Source organism: Streptococcus mitis (assembly GCF_026782865.1).
Classification (GTDB): domain Bacteria; phylum Bacillota; class Bacilli; order Lactobacillales; family Streptococcaceae; genus Streptococcus; species Streptococcus mitis_CG.
Genome location: NZ_JAKUXK010000004.1, coordinates 228,023 through 247,558, shown reverse-complemented (window position 1 = coordinate 247,558; position 19,536 = coordinate 228,023). Strand labels below are relative to the sequence as shown.

Genomic DNA, 19,536 nt, shown 5'->3' with positions numbered 1-19,536 from the left:
GGGTCAGTACAGTATCTCTAATTTCTGGAGTGCTTTTTCTATATTCATATTATTTTACAGTACCCATGTACGGATGGCATGGGCAACGCCGGATTCATCATTTGTTTTGGTGATGTATTTGGCGATTTTTTTGATTTCTGGATTTCCGTTTTCCATGACAACTGGGTTACCAACGACTTCCAGCATGGCACGGTCATTTTCTTCGTCACCGATCGCCATGGTTTCATCTTTGGTCAATCCGAGTTTTTCAGCTAGGTGAGTGATGGCTGAACCTTTGTCCACATTCTTTTTAAGGAGTTCGAGGTAGAAAGGAGCAGATTTGTTGATAGAGTAGCGTTCGTAAAATTCTGCTGGAATTTTTTCAATCGCAGCATCGAGAATCTCAGGCTCATCGATGAACATACACTTGACGATTTCCTTGTCAGCCATTTCTTCAGGTGTACGGTAGAAGATAGGCATGCTGACGAGGGTTGATTCGTGCACTGTATATTTTCCGATATTGCGATTTGCAGTGTAGATTCCATCCTTGGTAATGGCATGCATGTGGACACCGAGCTTGCGACTGAGGAATTCCATATCCAGATAATCCTCATAAGTCAAGGATTCGCTGATAATCTCATGGCCAGTAGCAGTCTCTTGGACAAGGGCACCGTTGAAGGTTACTACATAGTCACCCTCGTCTCTCAACTGCAAGTCGTCGAGAAGTTTGGCAACACCTGCGATAGGGCGACCGGTTGCAATGACGACTTTGACACCAGCTTCTTTGGCATCTTGGACGGCAGAAAAGACTTCAGGAGTGATTTCCTTTTGGCTATTGACTAGGGTTCCGTCGATATCGACGGCGATTAGTTTAATACTCATAAATTTCCTCTTCTAGTTTTTATTTGGTGTAAAATGATCGTTCTCAATCAAGTGTAAAAATTGCTGGGTGATGCTTGCGAAGATGCTGTTTTGATCCAACATTTCTTTTGGAAAATAGAAACGATTATCTCCGTGGCGACTGCCAGCAAGAGATTGGACGATAGGAGACAGGCTAGAGAGTTCGGCCAGTTCTCCATTTTTTTGTAAAATCTCAATCTGTGTTCGTGGATTTTCAGATTCGGGACGATAGATATCATAAGGGAGGTCAAAGTTCTTATGAATGGCAGTATAGTAGTCGGGATCAAAGCCAATGTCCTCGACCAATTTTCTCATGCTGGCGAGTTGGAATTGATCCTCTTGTGAAAAGGTAATGGATTTAAAGACCTTGCGGTTGACAAAGCGCTGTGATAAGTCTGCTAAAATCTTGTCAGGACTGGTCATCCAGAGTTGGAAGTAGGTATTCATCACACCATCATCCAGAGCCAGATAATCAGACAAGGTCACATTTTTTTCAAAGAATGGCAGGAGATGTGGAGAAGTTCGGGCAAAGAAGTCCTTGTCTTCTGGATAAAGTTCCTTAGCCCGTTTGAGAAGATTCTGAAGGAGAACTTCCATGGCACGTGTTGCTGGGTGGAAATAAACCTGCATATACATCTGGTAACGGCTGAGGACGTAGTCTTCGATGGCATGCATGCCATTGCGCTGAAAGGCGATACCATTTTCGACAGGACGAATGACTCGGAGGATCCGAGTCAGGTCAAATTCCCCATAGGAAGCTCCTGTAAAATAGGAGTCGCGCAAGAGATAGTCCATGCGGTCTGCATCAATCTGACTAGAAATGAGTTGTACGACCTGCTTGTTAGGATAGGTATGGTCGATGATACTGGCTACCTTTTCTGGGAAATCTGGCGCCACTTGTAGCAGGACTTGGTGAATCTCTGTCTCAGAGCTTTGGATGATTTCCTGAGTAATGGCTTCGTGATCTGTGTCAAAGAGATGTTCAAAAGTATGGGAGTAGGCACCATGTCCAAGGTCGTGTAGGAGAGCAGCGGTCATGGTGAGGAGAGACTCGGCAGGATTCCATTCTTCAGGATATTTTTCTTCAAAAATCTCCGTGATACGTCGTGCAATTTCATAGACACCTAGACAGTGAGAGAAGCGGCTGTGCTCCCCACCGTGGAAGGTATAACTGGAAGTTCCCAGTTGCTTGATCCGGCGCAAACGCTGAAATTCTTTTGTATTAATCAAGTCATAGATGATTTGATTATTGACATGGATGTAGTTGTGAACTGGGTCACGGAATACTTTTTCGTTCATATGACCATTATAGCAAAAAGCTAGAGTTTTTGGTAAAATAGTAGGACAAGAGACAAGAAAGAGGACTTGATGTGAAGATTCGGATGCGAAATACGATTCAGTTTGATGAGCAGTTGGAAGTGATTGACCAGCTTTATGACGTGGAAGTGCATGAAAAAGGAGATTATAGCTACCTGCTTTTCTATAATGAGGAAAAGGAAAAAGTGGTTATTAAATTTCATGGTCAAGAACTGGTGATGAGCCGATTTTCCAATCCCAAGACCATTATGCGCTTTCTAAAGGATAGTGATAGTTTAGCCTATATTCCTACACCTATGGGCATGCAGGAGTTTATCATCCAAACGAGCCATTATCAAGTTGGTGGGCAAAAGATTCATTTGGATTATCAACTACAAAATCAAGAGGGACAACCCTTTGCCAGCTATCAATTGGAAATTACTTGGGGATAAGAAAAAGGTTGGCAAGAGCCAACCTTATTTGATATAGAGTTCTTGGTTTTTCAAGACAATTTCATGTAAGCTTGCAAATTTCTTGAGTTTTTTTAGTTCTTCTGGATGAGTGACGAGAGTGATAACATAACCTTCCTTGCCCATACGACCGGTACGGCCAGCACGGTGGGTGTAGGTTTCAATATCTCTAGGAACATCAAAGTTTACGACACACTCTAGACTATCGATATCAATCCCACGTGCCAGAAGGTCTGTTGCAAGAAGCAGGGTTAGTTGCTTATCTTTAAACTTTTCTAAGATGACTTTTCTAAATTTGACATTAACATCACTAGCGAGGGAAACAGCTAATATGTCACGATACTGTAGCTTTTCCTCTGCGCTTCCAAGGTCTGACAGGCTGTTAAAGAAGACTAGTCCGCGGAAATCCTCTACATGAGCCAGTTTTCTAAGCATATCCACTCGGTGACGCTGGTCTACCTGCATATAGAAATGTTGAATGTTATCCAATTTTTGGTCAGAGAGGTCAATGGTACGTGTATTAGGTGCAATTTTTTCTTGGTCAAACTTGATCGTTGCACTCATGTAGATGAGTTGGTGGTCACGAGGTGCGTAGTGAGTGATTTTCTCGACAAAGTGAATCTGAGAATCATCGAGCAATTGGTCAAATTCATCCAAGATGATGGTTTCTACATTCATCATCTTGATTTTTTTCAATTTAATCAACTCAAAGATACGGCCAGGGGTTCCAATCAGAATTTCTGGTCCTTTTTTGAGGCGTTCAATCTGGCGTTTCTGACTTGAACCTGATAAGAATAGTTGGGCTGTCAAACCGATAGCCTCTGCCCACGTTTTACATACATCAAAAATCTGTCCAGCCAGTTCTGTATTTGGTGCTAGAATCAAGAGTTGTTGCGCTTTTTTCTTTTGTAGTCGGAGAAGACTTGGTAGGAGGTAAGCTAGGGTCTTACCAGTTCCTGTTGGGCTCACTCCCAGGAGATTTTCTCCTGCAAGAAGGGGCTCAAATAGTTGGGTTTGAATGGGGGTGAATTCTTGGAAACCGAGTTGGTCGCTCAGTTCTTGCCATTCAGTCGGTAGTTTAGTTTTCATTTTCTGCCTCAAATCTAATGCCAGCAGTCTGGCGCATGGTATATAGTAGCTCATGAACAGAGCCTGCATCGTCCAGCCAATTCTGGTAGAGCATCTGGTCTGGTTGCTGGATCATCTGTGCAAATGCAGCGACTTCCTCAGTCATCGTATGAGGAGCCTGTTGGATAGGGAGCTGGACTTGATTTCCTTGGTGGTCGGTAAAAATAGCTGAGCGGACATGTTCAATCGTGTTGAGTGTCAAGGTTCCATCTGTCGTATAAATCTCGCAAGGGAGATTGGAAGTGATGTTTTTCCCAGCCTTGATATGAACTTGATAGTCAGGGTAGAAGAGAATTCCGTCTCCATTTAGGTCAATGCTATTGTCAAGCTGTTGAGCCTGATAGGTCGCGTCTTGAGTTTTTCCAAAGAGACGAACGGCAGCGTAGAGAGGATAGATCCCCAAATCCATAAGCGCTCCACCAGCAAAACGGTCTGAAAAGACATTTGGTGTCAGTCCAGCCAACAAATCTGGCATTTTGGAAGAATACTTGGCATAGTTGAAATCTGCTCCCAAAATTTGTTTGTCTGGTAAAAAGTTTTTGATGATAGTGAAAGCTTTTTCATGGTAATTGCGTGCCGCTTCGAATATAAAACAGTGATTTTTCTCAGCTGTATGTCTCAAATCTAGCCATTCTTGTGGTTGAGTGACAGCTGGCTTTTCAAGAATGACATGTTTGCCTGCAGACAATGCAGCTTTTGCCTGAGCAAAATGCAAGGAGTTTGGGCTAGCAATATAGACCACATCAAAAGAGCTCTTGAAGAAGTCCTCTACTCGATCAAAGAGTTGGATATTCTGATAGCGAGAAGCAAAGGTTGCCGCAGTTTCTAGTTTTCTAGAATAGACTGCGACCAGCTTGTATTCTCCACTGGAATGGGCTGCTTCTATGAAGTGGTGGCTGATAGCCCCTGTTCCGATGACACCTAATTTAAGCATAGTTACTCCTTTTCCGATTTCAAATCCTTCTTTCATTATAACATAGATAGACGGGACTATCCAACAGAGGGTAAAAAATTTCAAATAAGCTACTAGGACTTTCCCAAAGAAAGTGGTACAATAATGAGATGAGTAAATGAAATGGGAGGAAAAATGAGGCTATTACCTATAAGAAAAATATCACGTCAGTCTAAGAGACTAGCGCTTTTTTTGACTTTTTGTGCAGGATATGTAGATGCCTATACGTTTATTGTGCGAGGGAATACTCTTGTAGCTGGACAAACTGGGAATGTCGTCTTTCTATCAGTGGGGCTCATTCAACACAATGTTTCAGATGCTAGTGCCAAAGTAATGACCTTGCTAGCTTTTATGATGGGAATCTTTTTACTAACGATTTATAAGGAAAAATTGAGAATTGTGAAAAAGCCCATTCTGTCATTGATTCCTTTGGGAATCTTATCAATCATTATTGGTTTTGTGCCGCAAACTGTAGATAATATCTATCTAGTGCCGCCCTTAGCTTTCTGTATGGGACTGGTGACAACTGCTTTTGGAGAAGTGTCGGGTATTGCCTATAATAACGCTTTTATGACAGGGAATATCAAACGGACCATGCTGGCTTTTGGAGATTATTTCCGAACCAAGCACACACCTTTTTTGCGTGAAGGATTCATATTTGTTAGCCTGCTTAGTAGTTTTGTCCTTGGCGTTGTCTTTTCGGCTTATTTGACGATTTTCTATCATGAAAAGACCATTCTTGGTGTTCCTATTATGATGAGCATTTTTTACCTCATCATGCTTTTTGCCTCTTGGCAGAAAAAAGTAAAAGAAAAAGCTTCATTTTAGGTGTTATTACTTGTAAGAAAATAGGAGATATGCTATACTTGAAGAGTTGACTATGCACGTTCCTGTGCAACCGCACGAACATCGTTGCTTGATTATTCAAGTTTAAGTGGTTTGTCCCACGATGCTAGGCGAGTCTTCACAAAAAAATCGGGGAAACCCATAAAAATCATAGGAGGTGCATAATGAGCACATACGCAATTATCAAAACTGGCGGAAAACAAGTTAAAGTTGAAGTTGGTCAAGTAGTTTACGTTGAAAAATTGAACGTTGAAGCTGGTCAAGAAGTTACTTTTAACGAAGTTGTTCTTGTTGGTGGTGAAAACACTGTTGTCGGAACTCCACTTGTTGCTGGAGCTACTGTAGTTGGAACTGTTGAAAAACAAGGAAAACAAAAGAAAGTTGTTACTTACAAGTACAAACCTAAAAAAGGTAGCCACCGTAAACAAGGTCACCGTCAACCATATACAAAAGTTGTCATCAACGCAATCAACGCTTAATTTTAAGGAGAACACATGATACAAGCAGTCTTTGAGAGAGCCGAAGATGGCGAGCTGAGGAGTGCGGAAATTACTGGACACGCCGAGAGTGGCGAATACGGCTTAGATGTCGTGTGTGCATCGGTTTCTACGCTTGCCATTAACTTTATCAATTCTATTGAGAAATTTGCAGGCTATGAACCAATCCTAGAATTAAACGAAGATGAAGGTGGCTATCTGATGGTTGAAATACCAAAAGATCTTCCTTCACACCAGAGAGAAATGACCCAGTTATTCTTTGAATCATTTTTCTTAGGTATGGCAAACTTATCGGAGAACTCTTCTGAGTTCGTCCAAACCAGAGTTATCACAGAAAACTAACACGGAGGAAAACATTATGTTAAAAATGACTCTTAACAACTTGCAACTTTTCGCCCACAAAAAAGGTGGAGGTTCTACATCAAACGGACGTGATTCACAAGCGAAACGTCTTGGAGCTAAAGCAGCTGACGGACAAACAGTAACAGGTGGATCAATCCTTTACCGTCAACGTGGTACACACATCTACCCAGGTGTAAACGTTGGACGTGGTGGAGACGATACTTTGTTCGCTAAAGTTGAAGGCGTAGTACGCTTTGAACGTAAAGGACGCGATAAAAAACAAGTTTCTGTTTACCCAATCGCTAAATAAAAAGGTCCAGTGAACCTTTTTATCCCGAGCCTTGAAATCTAAAGGCGAGGAAGCTAGAAGTAGCATTAAATAAGGCTTTCCGACTTTTCGGAGAGCCTATTTTTTGTTTTGCTACCCATGATTTTTTCTTTCTTAGTGTAGATGAATTTTATGAGTGACATTATTTTTCTTCGATGGAAAACTTCTAAAATATGGTATAATGAAAAGATAAAGAAGTTGGGGGTAGAAGATGAACATTCAACAATTACGCTATGTTGTGGCTATTGCCAATAGCGGTACTTTTCGTGAAGCTGCTGAAAAGATGTATGTCAGTCAGCCCAGTCTGTCTATTTCTGTGCGTGATTTGGAAAAAGAGTTGGGCTTTAAGATTTTCCGTCGGACCAGCTCAGGGACTTTCTTGACTCGTCGTGGTATGGAATTCTATGAAAAAGCGCAAGAATTGGTTAAAGGATTTGATATTTTTCAAAATCAGTATGCCAATCCTGAGGAAGAAAAGGATGAATTTTCCATTGCTAGTCAGCACTATGACTTTTTGCCACCAACTATTACTGCCTTTTCAGAGCGCTATCCTGATTATAAGAACTTCCGTATTTTTGAATCGACTACTGTCCAAATCTTAGATGAAGTAGCGCAAGGTCACAGTGAGATTGGGATTATCTACCTCAACAATCAAAATAAAAAAGGGATCATGCAACGAGTTGAAAAGTTAGGCCTTGAGGTCATTGAATTGATTCCCTTCCATACCCATATTTATCTTCGTGAGGGGCATCCTTTGGCTCAGAAAGAGGAATTGGTCATGGAGGATTTAGCGGATCTACCAACGGTTCGTTTCACTCAAGAGAAAGATGAGTACCTCTATTATTCAGAGAACTTTGTCGATACCAGTGCTAGTTCACAGATGTTTAATGTGACAGACCGTGCTACCTTGAATGGTATTTTGGAGCGGACGGACGCCTATGCGACAGGTTCTGGATTTTTAGATAGTGACAGTGTTAATGGTATTACAGTTATTCGTCTCAAGGATAATTTGGATAATCGCATGGTCTATGTTAAACGTGAGGAAGTGGAGCTTAGTCAGGCTGGAACTCTTTTCGTAGAAGTCATGCAAGAATATTTTGATCAGAAGAGGAAATCATGAAAAAAAGAGGAATAGTGGCAGTCATTGTACTGCTTTTGATTGCGCTGGATCAGTTGGTCAAATCCTATATCGTACAGCAGATTCCACTGGGTGAAGTGCGCTCTTGGATTCCCAATTTCGTTAGCTTGACCTACCTGCAAAATAGAGGGGCCGCCTTTTCAATGCTACAAGACCAGCAGTGGTTATTTGCTATCATTACGCTGGTCGTTATGGTAGGTGCCATTTGGTATCTACATAAACACATGGAGGACTCATTCTGGATGGTCTTGGGCTTGACTTTGATAATCGCAGGTGGTCTTGGAAACTTTATTGACAGGATCAGTCAGGGCTTTGTTGTGGATATGTTCCACCTTGACTTTATCAATTTTGCAATTTTCAATGTGGCAGATAGCTATCTGACTGTTGGAGTGATTATTTTATTGATTGCAATGTTAAAAGAGGAAATAAATGGAAATTAAAATTGAAACTGGTGGTCTGCGTTTAGATAAGGCTTTGTCGGATTTGACAGAATTATCACGCAGTCTCGCGAATGAACAAATCAAATCAGGCCAGGTCTTGGTCAATGGCCAAGTCAAGAAAGCTAAATACACAGTTCAAGAGGGTGATATCGTCACTTACCATGTGCCAGAACCAGAGGTTTTAGAGTATGTAGCTGAGAATCTTCCGCTAGAAATCATCTACCAAGATGAGGATGTGGCCGTCGTTAACAAACCTCAGGGGATGGTTGTGCATCCGAGTGCTGGTCATACTAGTGGAACTCTGGTAAATGCCCTCATGTATCATATTAAGGACTTGTCGGGTATCAATGGGGTTCTGCGTCCAGGAATTGTTCACCGAATTGATAAGGATACGTCAGGTCTTCTCATGATTGCTAAAAACGATGAGGCGCATCTAGCGCTTGCTCAAGAACTTAAGGATAAAAAGTCTCTCCGCAAATATTGGGCGATTGTTCATGGAAATCTTCCTAATGATCGTGGTGTGATTGAAGCTCCGATTGGTCGTAGTGAAAAAGATCGTAAGAAACAGGCTGTGACTGCTAAAGGAAAGCCTGCAGTGACTCGTTTCCACGTCTTAGAACGCTTTGGTGATTATAGCTTAGTGGAGTTGCAACTGGAGACAGGGCGTACCCATCAAATCCGTGTTCACATGGCTTATATCGGCCATCCAGTCGCTGGGGATGAAGTCTATGGTCCACGCAAGACTTTGAAAGGACATGGACAATTTCTTCATGCCAAGACTTTAGGTTTTACTCATCCGAGAACAGGTGAGACCATGGAATTTACAGCAGATATCCCAGATATTTTTAAGGAAACATTGGAGAGTTTGAGAAAGAATTAGACGTGATAAAAGGTTGAGATGACTTGTCTCGACCTTTTTCCTATCAACTCTTTTCTATTTCCTGCCATTCATGTTATAATGGATAAATATGAAGAATCGGAGTGAGACTATGAAATACAAACGGATTGTTTTTAAGGTGGGAACTTCATCTCTGACGAATGAGGATGGAAGTTTATCACGTAGTAAGGTAAAGGCTATTACCCAGCAGTTAGCTATGCTGCACGAGGCTGGTCATGAATTGATTTTGGTATCGTCAGGTGCCATTGCTGCTGGTTTTGGAGCCTTAGGATTTAAAAAGCGTCCGACTAAGATTGCTGATAAACAGGCTTCAGCAGCGGTAGGGCAGGGGCTTTTGTTGGAAGAATACACGACCAATCTTCTCTTGCGCCAAATCGTTTCTGCACAAATCTTGCTGACCCAGGATGATTTTGTGGATAAGCGCCGTTATAAAAATGCCCATCAGGCTTTGTCGGTTTTACTTAGCCGTGGGGCGATTCCTATCATCAATGAGAATGACAGTGTCGTTATTGATGAGCTCAAGGTTGGGGACAATGATACTCTGAGTGCACAGGTTGCAGCCATGGTCCAAGCAGACCTTTTGGTCCTCTTGACAGACGTAGACGGTCTATATACAGGAAATCCTAATTCAGACCCAACAGCCAAACGCTTGGAGCGAATCGAGACCATCAATCGTGAGATTATCGATATGGCCGGTGGAGCTGGTTCGTCAAACGGAACTGGTGGCATGTTAACCAAAATCAAAGCTGCAACTATTGCGACAGAATCAGGAGTTCCTGTTTATATCTGTTCATCCTTGAAATCAGATGCCATGATTGAGGCAGCTGAGGAGACCAAGGATGGTTCCTACTTTGTTGCGCAAGAGAAGGGACTTCGTACCCAGAAACAATGGCTGGCCTTTTATGCTCAGAGTCAAGGTTCTATTTGGGTTGATAAAGGAGCTGCAGAAGCTCTCTCTCAACATGGAAAGAGTCTTCTTTTATCTGGTATTGTTGACGCAGAAGGAGCCTTTTCTTACGGTGATATCGTGACAGTATTTGACAAGGAAAGTGGAAAATCACTTGGAAAAGGACGCGTGCAATTTGGAGCGTCTGCTTTGGAGGATATGTTGCGTTCCCAAAAAGCCAAGGGTGTCTTGATTCACCGCGATGACTGGATTTCCATTACTCCTGAAATCCAACTACTCTTTACAGAATTTTAGAGGTAAACTATGGTAAGTACACAAGAACAATTTGAACAGGTACAGGCTGTTAAAAAATCGATCAACACAGCTAGTGAAGAGGTGAAAAACCAGGCCTTGCTAGCCATGGCTGATCATTTATTAGCAGCTACTGAGGAGATTTTAGCAGCCAATGCCCTCGATATGGAAGCGACCAAGGGTAAAATCTCAGATGTGATGCTGGATCGTCTTTATTTGGATGCAAGTCGTATAGAAGCGATGGCAACTGGGATTCGTGAAGTGGTTGCCTTACCAGATCCAATCGGTGAAGTTTTAGAAACCAATCATCTTGAAAATGGTTTGGTTATCACCAAAAAACGTGTGGCTATGGGGGTTATCGGTATTATCTATGAAAGTCGTCCAAATGTGACGTCTGATGCGGCTGCTTTGGCTCTTAAGAGTGGAAATGCGGTTGTTCTTCGTAGTGGGAAGGATGCCTATCAAACAGCTCATGCTATTGTCACAGCCTTGAAGAAGGGCTTGGAGACAACGACTATTCATCCAGATGTAATTCAACTGGTGGAAGATACCAGCCGTGAAAGTAGTTATGCTATGATGAAGGCAAAGGGCTATCTAGACCTTCTCATTCCTCGTGGAGGAGCTGGGTTGATCAATGCAGTGGTTGAAAATGCTATTGTACCAGTTATCGAGACCGGGACTGGGATTGTCCATATCTATGTGGATAAGGATGCAGACGAAGATAAGGCTCTATCTATCATCAACAATGCCAAAACTAGTCGTCCTTCTGTCTGCAATGCCATGGAGGTTCTGCTGGTTCATGAAGACAAGGCAGCAAGCTTCCTTCCTCGCTTGGAGCAAGTGCTGGTTGCAGATCGAAAAGAAGCTGGTCTGGAACCAATTCAATTCCGTTTGGATGAAAAAGCAAGTCAGTTTCTTTCAGGTCAAGCAGCTGAGGCCCAAGACTTTGACACTGAGTTTTTAGACTATGTCCTAGCGGTTAAGGTTGTGAGTAGTTTAGAAGAAGCGGTTGCCCATATTGAAGCCCACAGTACCCATCATTCGGATGCCATTGTGACGGAAAATGCTGAAGCAGCAGCTTACTTTACAGATCAAGTGGACTCTGCAGCTGTCTATGTTAATGCCTCAACTCGTTTCACAGATGGAGGCCAATTTGGTCTGGGTTGTGAAATGGGAATTTCTACTCAGAAACTGCACGCACGTGGTCCCATGGGCTTGAAAGAGTTGACTAGCTATAAGTATGTGGTCACTGGTGATGGACAGATAAGGGAGTAAGAGATGAAGATTGGATTTATCGGTTTGGGGAATATGGGAGCTAGTTTGGCCAAGGCTGTCTTGCAGGCCAAGATGGGTGCTCAGATTCTCCTTGCCAATCGTAGCCAAGCCAAGGTAGATGCTTTCATTTCTGACTTTGGCGGTCAAGCTTCCAGCAACGAAGAAATCTTTGCAGAAGCAGATGTGATTTTTCTAGGAGTAAAGCCTGCACAGTTCTCAGACTTGCTTTCTCAATATCAGGCTATCCTTGAAAAAAGAGCAAGTCTTCTTTTGATTTCCATGGCAGCTGGATTGACTTTAGAAAAACTGGCTAGTCTTCTTCCAAGTCAGCACAGAATTATTCGTATGATGCCAAATACCCCTGCTTCTATCGGACAAGGAGTGATTAGTTATGCCTTGTCTCCTAATTGCAGGGCTGAGGACAGTGAGCTATTTTGTCAGCTTTTAACCAAGGCTGGCCTCTTGGTTGAACTTGGGGAAGGCTTAATCGACGCGGCGACAGGTCTTGCAGGCTGTGGGCCGGCTTTTGTCTATCTCTTTATTGAGGCCTTGGCAGATGCAGGTGTTCAGACTGGATTGCCAAGAGAAACGGCATTGAAAATGGCTGCTCAAACTGTGGTAGGAGCTGGGCAATTGGTCCTTGAAAGTCAGCAACATCCTGGAGTATTGAAAGACCAAGTCTGTAGCCCAGGCGGTTCGACTATCGCTGGTGTAGCGAGTCTAGAAGCGCATGCTTTTCGAGGGACAGTTATGGATGCAGTTGGTCAAGCCTACAAACGAACACAAGAATTAGGTAAATAAGAGGTGGCTTTGTCTGCCTCTTTTATGGTGGTTGATACTCTTCGAAAATCTCTTCAAACTGCGTCAGCTTCCATCTGCAACCTCAAAACAGTGTTTTGAGCAACTTGCGGCTAGCTTCCTAGTTTGCTCTTTGATTTTCATTGAGTATGAAATGAGAAGACAAAAAAGATTGTCACAAACCCCTATTTTTTTGATAGAATAGAAGTAGTAAAAAAGAAATGAGTTAGACATGTCAAAAGGATTTTTAGTCTCTCTTGAGGGACCAGAGGGAGCAGGCAAGACCAGTGTTTTAGAGGCTCTGCTCCCAATTTTAGAGGAAAAAGGGGTAGAGGTGCTGACGACCCGTGAACCTGGCGGAGTCTTGATTGGGGAGAAGATTCGGGAAGTGATTTTGGATCCAAGTCATACTCAGATGGATGCGAAGACAGAGCTTTTGCTCTATATCGCCAGTCGCAGACAACACTTGGTGGAAAAAGTTCTCCCTGCCCTTGAAGCTGGCAAGTTGGTTATTATGGATCGCTTTATTGATAGTTCTGTTGCCTATCAGGGATTTGGTCGTGGCTTGGACATTGACGCCATTGAGTGGCTCAATCAGTTTGCGACAGATGGACTTAAACCTGATTTGACACTCTATTTTGACATCGAGGTGGAAGAAGGACTGGCTCGCATTGCTGCTAATAGTAATCGCGAGGTCAATCGTTTGGACTTAGAAGGTTTGGACTTGCACAAAAAAGTTCGTCAAGGTTACCTTTCTCTTCTGTACAAAGAAGGAAATCGCATCGTCAAGATTGATGCGAGTTTTCCTTTGGAGCAGGTTGTGAAAACTACCAAGGCTGTCTTGTTTGATAGAATGGGATTAGCTAAATGAAACAAGATCAACTAAAGGCCTGGCAGCCAGATCAGTTTGACCGCTTTGTCCGTATCCTAGAACAAGACCAGCTCAATCATGCCTATCTCTTTTCAGGTTTCTTTGGAAGCTTGGAAATGGCGCAGTTTTTGGCTAAGAGCCTCTTTTGTACGGATAAAATTGGCGTTCTACCATGTGAGAAATGTCGAAATTGCAAGCTGATTGAACAGGAAGAATTTCCCGATGTTACTTTAATCAAGCCAGTCAATCAGGTCATCAAGACAGAACGGATTCGAGAATTAGTGGGGCAGTTTTCTCAAGCAGGGATTGAAAACCAACAACAGGTCTTTATTATCGAGCAAGCTGAGAAAATGCATCCTAATGCAACCAATTCTCTGCTCAAGGTCATCGAAGAACCCCAGAGTGAGGTTTATATTTTCTTCTTGACCAGCGATGAGGAAAAGATCTTACCAACAATCCGAAGTCGGACGCAAATTTTTCACTTTAAAAAACAAGAAGAGAAGCTCATCTTGCTCTTAGAACAAATGGGACTGGTTAAGAAAAAAGCGACTCTCCTAGCTCAGTTTAGTCAATCGCGAGCTGAAGCAGAAAAATTAGCTAATCAGGCAAGTTTTTGGACCTTGGTTGATGAAAGTGAACGCCTGCTGACTTGGTTAGTGGCTAAGAAAAAAGAAAGTTATTTGCAAGTTGCCAAACTAGCTAGCTTGGCAGATGACAAGGAAAAACAAGATCAGGTTTTACGGATTCTTGAAGTTCTCTGTGGACAAGATATCCTACAAGCAAGAGTAAGAGTGATTTTACAAGATTTGCTAGAAGCTAGAAAAATGTGGCAAGCTAATGTCAGCTTTCAAAATGCCATGGAATATCTGGTCTTGAAAGAAATATAAACTCAAAAATGAACGATAATGAAAGGAAAGGGCTGTTTTATGGACAAAAAAGAATTATTTGACGCGCTGGATGATTTTTCCCAACAGTTATTGGTAACCTTGGCCGATGTGGAAGCCATCAAGAAAAATCTCAAGAGCCTGGTAGAGGAAAATACAGCTCTTCGTTTGGAAAATAGTAAATTGCGCGAACGCTTGGGTGAGGTGGAAGCAGACGCTCCTGTCAAGGCTAAGCATGTTCGTGAAAGTGTCCGTCGAATTTATAAAGATGGATTTCACGTATGTAATGATTTTTATGGACAACGTCGAGAGCAGGACGAGGAATGTATGTTCTGTGACGAGTTGTTATACAGGGAGTAGGCATGCAGATTCAAAAAAGTTTTAAGGGGCAGTCTCCCTATGGCAAGCTGTACCTAGTGGCAACGCCGATTGGCAATCTAGATGATATGACCTTTCGAGCTATCCAGACCTTGAAAGAAGTGGACTGGATTGCTGCTGAGGACACGCGCAATACAGGTCTATTGCTCAAGCATTTTGACATTTCTACCAAGCAAATCAGTTTTCATGAGCACAATGCCAAGGAAAAGATTCCTGATTTGATTGGTTTCCTGAAAGCAGGGCAAAGTATTGCTCAGGTATCCGACGCGGGTCTGCCTAGCATCTCAGACCCTGGTCATGATTTGGTTAAGGCAGCAATTGAGGAAGAAATTGCGGTTGTGACTGTTCCAGGTGCCTCTGCAGGAATTTCTGCCTTGATTGCCAGTGGTTTAGCGCCACAGCCACATATCTTTTACGGCTTTTTACCGAGAAAATCAGGCCAGCAAAAGCAATTTTTTGACTCGAAAAAAGACTATCCTGAAACTCAAATTTTCTATGAATCGCCTCATCGTGTGGCAGATACGTTAGAAAATATGCTAGAAGTCTATGGTGACCGCTCGGTCGTTTTAGTCAGGGAATTGACTAAAATCTATGAAGAATACCAAAGAGGTACCATTTCTGAATTGCTGGAAAGTATCGCTGCAACGCCACTCAAGGGCGAATGCCTTCTCATTGTTGAAGGTGCCAGCCAAGATGTGGAGGAAAAAGATGAGGAGGACTTGTTCTTAGAAATCAAAGCCCGTATCCAGCAAGGCATGAAGAAAAATCAAGCTATCAAGGAAGTCGCTAAGATTTACCAGTGGAATAAGAGTCAACTCTACGCTGCCTATCACGACTGGGAAGAAAATCAAGAAAATGACTAAACAGGGAAGTTTGCCTTCTTCCCTTTTTTTGTTATACTAGTAGAAGAAAAAATTAGAAAGATTTGTGGGAGTGAAAAAGTCCTGTGGACTTTTTCAGCCTGAGCCAAGAAATTCGAAAACTCTTAAGTTTGATTGGCTTTTTCAATGTGAACCTTGTCTTCACACTCCCAAAGAGGTATTAGTGTCGTGTCTCAATCTTATATCAATGTTATCGGTGCTGGTTTGGCAGGTTCTGAAGCAGCCTACCAAATTGCAGAACGTGGTATTCCAGTTAAACTTTATGAAATGCGTGGTGTCAAGTCAACACCTCAACACAAAACAGACAATTTTGCAGAGTTAGTTTGTTCCAATTCTCTTCGTGGAGATGCTCTGACAAATGCAGTTGGTCTTCTCAAGGAAGAAATGCGTCGCTTGGGTTCTGTTATTTTGGAATCTGCTGAAGCTACACGTGTTCCTGCAGGTGGTGCCCTTGCGGTGGACCGTGATGGATTCTCCCATATGGTGACTGAGAAAGTTGCCAACCACCCTTTGATTGAAGTGGTTCGTGATGAAATTACAGAATTGCCGACAGATGTTATTACAGTTGTGGCGACCGGTCCCTTGACTAGCGATGCTCTAGCTGAAAAGATTCATGCTCTCAATGACGGCGATGGTTTCTATTTCTACGATGCAGCAGCGCCTATTATCGATGTCAACACTATCGATATGAGCAAGGTCTATCTCAAGTCTCGTTATGATAAGGGAGAAGCAGCCTATCTCAACGCGCCTATGACCAAGCAAGAGTTTATGGATTTCCATGAAGCCTTGGTCAATGCGGAAGAAGCACCGCTCAATTCCTTTGAAAAAGAAAAGTACTTTGAAGGATGTATGCCAATCGAAGTCATGGCTAAACGAGGTATTAAAACCATGCTTTATGGTCCTATGAAACCAGTCGGTTTGGAGTATCCGGACGACTACACAGGCCCTCGTGATGGAGAATTCAAAACACCTTATGCAGTTGTTCAGCTTCGTCAGGATAATGCAGCTGGTAGCCTATACAATATCGTTGGTTTCCAGACCCACCTCAAATGGGGAGAACAAAAACGTGTCTTCCAAATGATTCCAGGTCTTGAAAATGCGGAGTTTGTTCGTTATGGTGTCATGCACCGCAATTCTTATATGGATTCACCAAATCTTCTTGAGCAGACTTACCGTTCTAAGAAACAACCAAATCTCTTCTTTGCTGGTCAGATGACGGGTGTAGAGGGTTATGTTGAATCAGCGGCGTCAGGCTTGATTGCGGGAATTAACGCGGCTCGTCTTTTCAAGGGAGAAAGCGAGGCTATTTTCCCAGAAACAACAGCGATTGGAAGTCTGGCTCATTACATCACCCATGCCGATAGCAAACATTTCCAACCAATGAATGTCAATTTTGGAATCATCAAGGAGTTGGAAGGCGAACGTATTCGTGATAAGAAGGCTCGTTATGAAAAAATTGCAGAGCGTGCCCTCAGCGATTTAGAGGAATTTTTAACTGTCTAATTTTTTTGAAAGAATTGCTCATGATACTATAAAAATCTTAGAAATTGTGATAAAATAGGTAGGATAAAAAAAGGAGAGTGAAAATGGCGAATCCCAAGTATAAACGTATTTTAATCAAGTTATCAGGTGAAGCCCTTGCCGGTGAACGTGGCGTAGGGATTGATATCCAAACAGTTCAAACAATCGCAAAAGAGATTCAAGAAGTTCATAGCTTAGGTATCGAAATTGCCCTTGTTATCGGAGGAGGAAATCTCTGGCGTGGAGAACCTGCAGCAGAAGCAGGTATGGACCGCGTTCAGGCAGATTACACAGGAATGCTTGGGACTGTTATGAATGCTCTTGTGATGGCAGATTCATTGCAACAAGTTGGGGTTGATACACGTGTGCAAACAGCTATTGCTATGCAACAAGTGGCAGAGCCTTATGTCCGTGGACGTGCCCTTCGTCACCTTGAAAAAGGTCGTATCGTTATCTTTGGTGCCGGAATTGGTTCACCTTACTTCTCAACAGATACAACAGCGGCCCTTCGTGCAGCTGAAATCGAAGCAGATGCCATCCTTATGGCTAAAAATGGGGTCGATGGTGTTTACAATGCCGATCCTAAGAAGGACAAGACAGCCGTTAAGTTTGAAGAATTGACCCACCGTGACGTTATCAATAAAGGTCTTCGTATCATGGATTCAACAGCTTCAACCCTCTCAATGGACAACGACATTGACTTGGTTGTCTTCAATATGAACCAACCAGGCAACATCAAACGTGTCGTATTTGGTGAAAATATCGGAACAACAGTTTCAAACAATATCGAAGAAAAGGAATAAGAAAGATTATGGCTAATGCAATTATTGAAAAAGCTAAAGAGAGAATGACCCAATCTCACCAATCACTTGCTCGTGAATTTGGTGGTATCCGTGCTGGCCGTGCCAATGCAAGCTTGCTGGACCGTGTACATGTAGAATACTATGGAGTCGAAACTCCTCTTAACCAAATCGCTTCAATTACCATTCCAGAAGCGCGTGTTTTGTTGGTGACACCATTTGACAAGTCTTCATTGAAAGACATCGAACGTGCCTTGAACGCTTCTGATCTTGGTATCACGCCAGCTAACGACGGTTCTGTTATTCGTTTGGTTATCCCTGCTCTCACAGAAGAAACTCGTCGTGACCTTGCTAAAGAAGTGAAGAAGGTCGGCGAAAATGCTAAAGTGGCTGTCCGCAATATCCGTCGTGATGCTATGGATGAAGCTAAGAAACAGGAAAAAGCAAAAGAAATCACTGAAGACGAATTGAAGACTCTTGAAAAAGATATTCAAAAAGTAACAGACGATGCTGTTAAACACATCGACGACATGACTGCCAACAAAGAGAAAGAACTTTTGGAAGTCTAAAAATAAACAGAAAAACTCAGTTGGCATTGCTGGCTGAGTTTTATTCGAAAGAAGGAAATATGAATACAAATCTTGCAAGTTTTATCGTTGGACTCATCATCGATGAAAACGACCGTTTTTACTTTGTGCAAAAGGATGGCCAAACCTATGCTCTTGCTAAGGAAGAAGGCCAACATACAGTAGGGGATACGGTCAAAGGTTTTGCCTACACGGATATGAAGCAAAAACTCCGCCTGACAACCTTAGAAGTGACTGCCACTCAGGACCAATTTGGTTGGGGCCGTGTTACAGAGGTTCGTAAGGACTTGGGTGTCTTTGTGGATACAGGCCTTCCTGACAAGGAAATCGTTGTGTCACTCGATATTCTCCCTGAGCTCAAGGAACTCTGGCCTAAGAAGGGCGACCAACTCTACATCCGTCTTGAAGTGGACAAGAAAGACCGTATCTGGGGCCTCTTGGCCTATCAAGAAGACTTCCAACGTCTAGCTCGTCCTGCCTACAACAACATGCAGAACCAAAACTGGCCAGCCATTGTTTACCGCCTCAAGCTGTCAGGAACTTTTGTTTACCTACCAGAAAATAACATGCTTGGCTTTATCCATCCTAGCGAGCGCTATGCAGAGCCACGTTTGGGGCAAGTTTTAGATGCGCGTGTCATTGGTTTTCGTGAAGTGGACCGTACCTTGAACCTCTCCCTCAAACCACGTTCCTTTGAAATGTTGGAAAATGATGCCCAGATGATTTTGACTTACTTGGAAAGCAATGGAGGTTTTATGACCTTGAATGATAAGTCATCTCCAGACGACATCAAGGCAACCTTTGGAATTTCTAAAGGGCAGTTCAAGAAGGCACTTGGTGGCTTGATGAAGGCTGGCAAAATCAAGCAAGACCAGTTTGGGACAGAGTTGATTTAGGGAGACATATGAGAAAATCATTTTACACTTGGCTTATGACTGAGCGCAATCCTAAAAGTAATAGTCCTAAAGCTATCTTGGCAGACCTAGCTTTTGAAGAGTCAGCCTTTCCAAAACACACAGATGATTTTGATGAGGTGAGTCGTTTTTTGGAAGAACATGCTAGTTTCTCTTTTAACCTAGGAGACTTTGACGCCATCTGGCAAGAATACTTAGAACACTAGCATGATTCA

General features: G+C 42.7%; 24 protein-coding genes, 1 pseudogene and 1 other annotated feature. Of the genes and pseudogenes, 20 read left to right on the top strand and 5 right to left on the bottom strand.

The features are described from left to right. Positions 1-54: 54 nt before the first annotated feature. Positions 55-861: a sugar-phosphatase gene (gene yidA / locus MK482_RS03375; RefSeq protein ID WP_045611847.1), complete on the bottom strand. Its 807-nt coding sequence runs from the start codon at positions 859-861 to the stop codon at positions 55-57. A gap of 12 nt (positions 862-873) precedes the next feature. Continuing rightward, positions 874-2,178: an HD domain-containing protein gene (locus MK482_RS03370; protein ID WP_045611846.1), complete on the bottom strand. Its 1,305-nt coding sequence runs from the start codon at positions 2,176-2,178 to the stop codon at positions 874-876. 71 nt (positions 2,179-2,249) lie between these two features. Here MK482_RS03370 and MK482_RS03365 point away from each other — a divergent pair, with 71 nt between their 5' ends. Beyond that, positions 2,250-2,627: a DUF1934 domain-containing protein gene (locus MK482_RS03365; RefSeq protein ID WP_268717975.1), complete on the top strand. Its 378-nt coding sequence runs from the start codon at positions 2,250-2,252 to the stop codon at positions 2,625-2,627. A 24-nt stretch (positions 2,628-2,651) separates the two neighbouring features. Here MK482_RS03365 and MK482_RS03360 read toward each other — a convergent pair whose 3' ends face one another. Beyond that, a complete protein-coding gene (locus tag MK482_RS03360; RefSeq protein ID WP_268717974.1) occupies positions 2,652-3,734 on the bottom strand; it encodes a DEAD/DEAH box helicase in 1,083 nt (360 codons plus the stop codon). Beyond that, positions 3,724-4,707, bottom strand: coding sequence for a Gfo/Idh/MocA family protein (locus tag MK482_RS03355; RefSeq protein ID WP_268717973.1), 984 nt, complete (start codon positions 4,705-4,707; stop codon positions 3,724-3,726). Before MK482_RS03355 ends, MK482_RS03360 begins: the two co-directional genes overlap by 11 nt. Before the next feature lie 153 nt (positions 4,708-4,860). Between MK482_RS03355 and MK482_RS03350 the strand changes: the two genes are divergently transcribed. The 4 genes from MK482_RS03350 (at position 4,861) to rpmA (ending at position 6,720) form a co-directional block, all read left to right on the top strand. Next, complete coding sequence (locus MK482_RS03350; RefSeq protein WP_268717972.1) at positions 4,861-5,553, top strand: YoaK family protein; 693 nt, start codon at positions 4,861-4,863, stop codon at positions 5,551-5,553. Between the two features lie 58 nt (positions 5,554-5,611). Next, positions 5,612-5,699 (top strand) — a sequence feature (ribosomal protein L21 leader region). A 36-nt stretch (positions 5,700-5,735) separates the two neighbouring features. Next, the gene (rplU, locus tag MK482_RS03345) at positions 5,736-6,050 is read left to right on the top strand and encodes a 50S ribosomal protein L21 (protein WP_261059412.1); all 315 of its coding nucleotides are present in this window, start codon (positions 5,736-5,738) and stop codon (positions 6,048-6,050) included. A gap of 15 nt (positions 6,051-6,065) precedes the next feature. Beyond that, positions 6,066-6,410, top strand: coding sequence for a ribosomal-processing cysteine protease Prp (locus MK482_RS03340; RefSeq protein WP_000613699.1), 345 nt, complete (start codon positions 6,066-6,068; stop codon positions 6,408-6,410). A 16-nt stretch (positions 6,411-6,426) separates the two neighbouring features. After that, the gene (gene rpmA, locus MK482_RS03335) at positions 6,427-6,720 is read left to right on the top strand and encodes a 50S ribosomal protein L27 (protein WP_000916509.1); all 294 of its coding nucleotides are present in this window, start codon (positions 6,427-6,429) and stop codon (positions 6,718-6,720) included. 165 nt (positions 6,721-6,885) lie between these two features. On the opposite strand, the pseudogene MK482_RS03330 reads toward rpmA, so the two are convergent. Beyond that, a pseudogene (locus MK482_RS03330) lies at positions 6,886-6,957 on the bottom strand (AraC family transcriptional regulator); the annotation flags it as partial. Between MK482_RS03330 and MK482_RS03325 the strand changes: the two are divergent. From MK482_RS03325 to MK482_RS03255, 15 genes are all read left to right on the top strand, one after another. Then, positions 6,950-7,858 carry a LysR family transcriptional regulator gene (locus MK482_RS03325; protein WP_001025693.1) on the top strand — a complete coding sequence of 303 codons (909 nt, stop codon included), beginning with the start codon at positions 6,950-6,952 and terminating at the stop codon, positions 7,856-7,858. The pseudogene MK482_RS03330 and the gene MK482_RS03325 overlap by 8 nt on opposite strands. Continuing rightward, positions 7,855-8,316 (top strand): signal peptidase II, encoded by a 462-nt coding sequence (gene lspA / locus MK482_RS03320; RefSeq protein ID WP_136936985.1) that lies wholly within the window; start codon positions 7,855-7,857, stop codon positions 8,314-8,316. Before MK482_RS03325 ends, lspA begins: the two co-directional genes overlap by 4 nt. Beyond that, positions 8,306-9,196: an RluA family pseudouridine synthase gene (locus tag MK482_RS03315; RefSeq protein WP_261041166.1), complete on the top strand. Its 891-nt coding sequence runs from the start codon at positions 8,306-8,308 to the stop codon at positions 9,194-9,196. The genes lspA and MK482_RS03315 overlap by 11 nt, the downstream gene beginning before the upstream one ends. A gap of 109 nt (positions 9,197-9,305) precedes the next feature. Further along, positions 9,306-10,415, top strand: a complete 1,110-nt coding sequence (gene proB / locus MK482_RS03310) for a glutamate 5-kinase (protein WP_033688705.1) — start codon at positions 9,306-9,308, stop codon at positions 10,413-10,415. A 9-nt stretch (positions 10,416-10,424) separates the two neighbouring features. Next, entirely contained in the window at positions 10,425-11,687 is a 1,263-nt protein-coding gene (locus tag MK482_RS03305; RefSeq protein WP_268717971.1) for a glutamate-5-semialdehyde dehydrogenase, read from the top strand. A gap of 3 nt (positions 11,688-11,690) precedes the next feature. Then, positions 11,691-12,488 carry a pyrroline-5-carboxylate reductase gene (gene proC, locus MK482_RS03300; protein WP_268717970.1) on the top strand — a complete coding sequence of 266 codons (798 nt, stop codon included), beginning with the start codon at positions 11,691-11,693 and terminating at the stop codon, positions 12,486-12,488. Positions 12,489-12,717: 229 nt separating this feature from the next. Beyond that, positions 12,718-13,356: a dTMP kinase gene (gene tmk, locus MK482_RS03295; protein ID WP_268717969.1), complete on the top strand. Its 639-nt coding sequence runs from the start codon at positions 12,718-12,720 to the stop codon at positions 13,354-13,356. Beyond that, positions 13,353-14,243: a DNA polymerase III subunit delta' gene (locus MK482_RS03290; RefSeq protein WP_268717968.1), complete on the top strand. Its 891-nt coding sequence runs from the start codon at positions 13,353-13,355 to the stop codon at positions 14,241-14,243. The genes tmk and MK482_RS03290 overlap by 4 nt, the downstream gene beginning before the upstream one ends. Positions 14,244-14,282: 39 nt before the next feature. Next, positions 14,283-14,600: a DNA replication initiation control protein YabA gene (gene yabA / locus MK482_RS03285; RefSeq protein ID WP_000358227.1), complete on the top strand. Its 318-nt coding sequence runs from the start codon at positions 14,283-14,285 to the stop codon at positions 14,598-14,600. 2 nt (positions 14,601-14,602) lie between these two features. After that, complete coding sequence (gene rsmI, locus MK482_RS03280; RefSeq protein WP_268717967.1) at positions 14,603-15,481, top strand: 16S rRNA (cytidine(1402)-2'-O)-methyltransferase; 879 nt, start codon at positions 14,603-14,605, stop codon at positions 15,479-15,481. Between the two features lie 186 nt (positions 15,482-15,667). Further along, positions 15,668-17,002, top strand: coding sequence for a methylenetetrahydrofolate--tRNA-(uracil(54)-C(5))-methyltransferase (FADH(2)-oxidizing) TrmFO (gene trmFO / locus MK482_RS03275; RefSeq protein ID WP_268717966.1), 1,335 nt, complete (start codon positions 15,668-15,670; stop codon positions 17,000-17,002). 83 nt (positions 17,003-17,085) lie between these two features. Continuing rightward, positions 17,086-17,823: a UMP kinase gene (gene pyrH / locus MK482_RS03270; RefSeq protein ID WP_000002996.1), complete on the top strand. Its 738-nt coding sequence runs from the start codon at positions 17,086-17,088 to the stop codon at positions 17,821-17,823. An 8-nt stretch (positions 17,824-17,831) separates the two neighbouring features. Continuing rightward, a complete protein-coding gene (frr, locus tag MK482_RS03265) occupies positions 17,832-18,389 on the top strand; it encodes a ribosome recycling factor (protein ID WP_001262225.1) in 558 nt (185 codons plus the stop codon). A gap of 59 nt (positions 18,390-18,448) precedes the next feature. Then, positions 18,449-19,303, top strand: a complete 855-nt coding sequence (cvfB, locus tag MK482_RS03260; RefSeq protein ID WP_001095445.1) for an RNA-binding virulence regulatory protein CvfB — start codon at positions 18,449-18,451, stop codon at positions 19,301-19,303. Positions 19,304-19,311: 8 nt separating this feature from the next. Beyond that, positions 19,312-19,527 carry a YozE family protein gene (locus MK482_RS03255; protein ID WP_001232084.1) on the top strand — a complete coding sequence of 72 codons (216 nt, stop codon included), beginning with the start codon at positions 19,312-19,314 and terminating at the stop codon, positions 19,525-19,527. The last annotated feature ends 9 nt before the right edge of the window (positions 19,528-19,536 follow it).